This is a genomic window from Streptomyces sp. NPDC104202 (assembly GCF_055584185.1).
Genome location: NZ_JBVJMN010000129.1, coordinates 1 through 3,629, shown reverse-complemented (window position 1 = coordinate 3,629; position 3,629 = coordinate 1). Strand labels below are relative to the sequence as shown.

General features: G+C 76.2%; 2 protein-coding genes and 1 pseudogene. 1 reads left to right on the top strand and 2 read right to left on the bottom strand.

The genetic code is table 11. The annotated features are described in order from the left end of the window. Window positions 1-67: 67 nt before the first annotated feature. Window positions 68-775, bottom strand: a pseudogene (hemQ, locus tag ACZ60W_RS37110) (hydrogen peroxide-dependent heme synthase); the annotation flags it as partial. 17 nt (window positions 776-792) lie between these two features. Continuing rightward, entirely contained in the window at window positions 793-2,256 is a 1,464-nt protein-coding gene (hemG, locus tag ACZ60W_RS37105; protein WP_469759816.1) for a protoporphyrinogen oxidase, read from the bottom strand. Window positions 2,257-2,458: 202 nt separating this feature from the next. Between hemG and ACZ60W_RS37100 the strand changes: the two genes are divergently transcribed. Then, window positions 2,459-3,493, top strand: a complete 1,035-nt coding sequence (locus tag ACZ60W_RS37100; protein WP_469759815.1) for a DUF4349 domain-containing protein — start codon at window positions 2,459-2,461, stop codon at window positions 3,491-3,493. Window positions 3,494-3,629: the final 136 nt, after the last annotated feature.

Below are 3,629 nucleotides of genomic sequence, written 5' to 3'. Positions count from 1 at the left end.
CTCGGTCGGGGTTACACCGCCCCTTCCGGAGCCAGGCCCCCCCCCCCGCTCCCCCCCCCCCCCCCCCCAGGCCCGCCACCAGGTCCGCGACGCTCTTGCGGCGGCCGGTGTAGAACGGGACCTCCTCGCGGACGTGCATCCGGGCCTCGGAGGCGCGCAGGTGGCGCATGAGGTCGACGATGCGGTGCAGCTCGTCGGCCTCGAAGGCGAGGATCCACTCGTAGTCGCCGAGCGAGAAGGAGGCGACCGTGTTGGCGCGGACGTCGGGGTAGCCGCGGGCCATCTTGCCGTGGTCGGCGAGCATGCGGCGGCGGTCCTCGTCGGGCAGCAGGTACCAGTCGTAGGAGCGCACGAAGGGGTACACCGAGACGTAGTCGCGCGGGTTCTCGTCGGCCAGGAAGGCCGGGATGTGCGACTTGTTGAACTCGGCGGGGCGGTGCAGCGCCATGTTCGACCACACCGGCTCCAGAGCGCGGCCCAGCCGGGTGCGGCGGAAGAGGCTGTACGCCTCCTGGAGCTCGTCGCTCGTCTCGGCGTGCCACCAGATCATGACGTCGGCGTCGGCGCGCAGACCGGACAGGTCGTACGTGCCGCGGACCGTGATGTCCTTGGCGGCGAGCTGGTCGAACAGCTCCTGGACCTCGTCGGCGTAACCGGCGCGGTCCTCGGGCAGAACGTCGCGCAGCTTGAACACGGACCACAGGGTGTAGCGGATGACCTCGTTGAGGTCCTTCGCCTTCTTACCGGCGTTCGGGATCTTTTCGGGCGCACTCATACGCCTATTCTCGCCCGTCACGAGGAGTGCCCCGCACCGGGGTCGGTCCTTTTCGACGTGGCGATGATCTCCTCGGTGATCTCGTCGGCCGCGCGGTGGGCCGAGGCGACGCAGGCGGGGATGCCGACGCCGTCGTACGCGGCTCCCGCGACGCGCAGTCCGGGCAGGGCGGCGAGCGCCCCGCGGACGCGGGCGACACGGTCGAGGTGACCCACCGGGTACTGGGGCAGTCCGTCGATCCAGCGGGTGACGGTGCCGGCCACCGGCCGGGCCGCGAGCCCGGTGGCGGCGGCCAGGTCCTTCAGGGAGGCGGCGACGAGATCGGCGTCGTCCCGGTGGACCTGCTCCTCCTCGCCGTGCCGGCCGACGGAGGTGCGGAGCACGAACAGGTCGGGGGCCCCGTCGGCGACCCAGTCCCACTTCTGCGCGGAGAACGTCGACGCCTTGATCGTGTGGCCGTCCACGGGCGGCACCAGGAAACCGGAGCCCGGCAGCCCGGAGACGTCGGAGCGGCGGAAGGCGAGGGTGACGAGGGCCATGGAGGCGTACGCGATGCCGGCGAGCCCGGCGGCGGCGTCCGGGGCGTGCGCGCCGAGCAGCGCGGCGGCGGCGCCGGCCGGGGTGGCGAGGAGCACGGCGTCGGCGTCGAACACCCGGTCGGGGGTGGTGACCCGCCAGCCGGTGGCGCCGGTGCGGAGCAGCGCGGTGACGGGCGTGCCGGTGAGGATCTCGCCGCCGGCGGCGAGGACCGCGTCGGCGACGGCGCCGGGGAGGGTGCCGATGCCGCCGTCGATGCCCAGGAAGGCGGAGCCGCCCAGGCCGGTGGCGGCGCCCGCCGCGTCGGCGGGCACGGCCGCCCCGGCCTGCTGGACCGCGCGCACGGCGGCGGTGAGCGTGGGGTGGACCCGGGCGGCCTCGAAGAGGGCGGGCACGGCGGCCTTCATGGAGATCCGGTGGGCGTCGCCCGCGTAGACCCCGCCGAGGAGGGGTTCGACGAGCCGGTCGACGACCTCGTGGCCCATGCGCTCGGCGACGTACGCGCCGATGGCGACGTCCTCGCCGATCTCGGTCGGCGGCAGTTCGAGGTCGCGGCCGATGCGCCGCAGGCCCTCCGGGGAGAGCAGGCCCTCGACGGCGCGGGCGTCGCCGGGGACGCCCATGACGTGGCCCTTGGGCATCGGCACCAGCTCGCCCCGGGACCAGACGGAGGCGGTGGTGGTGCCGGGGGCCTGGAGCCGGTCGCCGAGGCCGACGGCGCGGGCGAGGGCGACGGCCTCGGGACGGCGGGCGAGCAGCGACTCGGCGCCGAGGTCGACGGGCGCTCCGGCGATCTCCCCGGCGAGGAGCTTGCCGCCGACCCTGCCGTCCGCTTCCAGGAGGGTCACCCGGTGACCGGCGAGGGCCAGCCGGTGGGCGGCCGCGAGTCCGGCGATCCCGCCTCCCGCGACGACGACATGGGGTCCCGTGGTGTCCGCGTTCATGGGACCACTCTCTCAAATCGCCCGCTTCCTCCCGACCACCGCCGCCCGTCCCCCGGACGCGCGGTCCCTCCCCTCCGGGCTCCGTCCGCCGCGCCCGTTCCGAGGCCGGAACGTGACCGCATCGCTACCGCCGGAGGGCAACCCGTTCGCCGGGCCCGGACGTCAAACCGGCGACACTCACCCATCACCCCCGGGGGGACCCATGCGGAACGCACGGACGACGGCGAGATCGCGGACCACGGCACGGGCGGGATCGGTGGCGGCGGCGCTGCTGGCCGCCTCGCTGGTGCTGGCCGGCTGCGGCGCCGGGTCGGACGCCGCCGGCGACGAGAAGGCGGACCTGAGCGCGGCCCGGCCCGCCGACGGGACGGCGGCGGACGCGGGCAAGGGCGCCGCCGACGGCTCCTCGGGCGCGGCGGCGCCGGGGGCGAAGGTGCCGGCTCCGCAGCACGTCATCCGTACCGCCTCGCTCTCCGTGGAGGTCGCGGACGTCACGAAGGCGCTGGCCACGGCCCGCCGGGTGGCGGCGGACGCGGGCGGGCGGATCGAGAACGAGACCACGGAGCGGGCCGACGACGCCTCCGTCACCTCCCACCTCGTGCTGCGGGTGCCGCAGGAGCGGTACGACTCCGTCCTCACCGGCCTCGCGGGGACCGGCAGGCTCCTCGCGCGCAAGGCCGACGCCAAGGACGTGACCGAGCAGGTCGTGGACGTGGAGAGCCGGATCGCCACCCAGCGGGCGAGCGTGGCGCGGGTCCGGGCGCTGATGCAGCGGGCGGAGCGGCTGGCCGACGTCGTGACGCTGGAGGGCGAGCTGAGCCGCCGCCAGGCGGACCTGGAGTCGCTCCTCGCCCAGCAGGCGTCGCTGAAGGACCGCACGTCGCTGGCGACGATCACGCTGGACCTGTCCGAGAAGGCCGAGCCGTCGGCCGCGGCCGCGGAGGAAGGCCGTCCGGGCTTCGGGGAGGCCCTCGGCGGCGGCTGGAACGCGCTGGTCGCCGCGGTGGCCTGGCTCGGCGTCGTGCTGGCCGCCCTCGCCCCCTGGCTGGCGGTGGCGCTGATCGGCTTCGTGCTGTGGCGCCGGTTCCTGCGTCCCCGCCTCGCCGCCCGGGCCGCCGCCCGCGCCGCGGAGCGTCCCGCACCGGTCCCGGTGCCCCGTCCCGGACAGCCCGGGCCCGGGCGGAACGCCGCCGGGGTCGCCCCGGCACCGGAGCCCCCGGAGCCCTCCGGGAAGTAGCGTCTCCCGTATGAGCGAACGACTGGTGGTCATCGGCGGCGGGGGGGGGGGGGGGGGGTGTGGGGGGGGGGGGGGGGGGGGGGGGGGGGGGGGGGGGGGGGGGGGGGGGGGGGGGTGGGGGTGGGGGGGGGTCTTT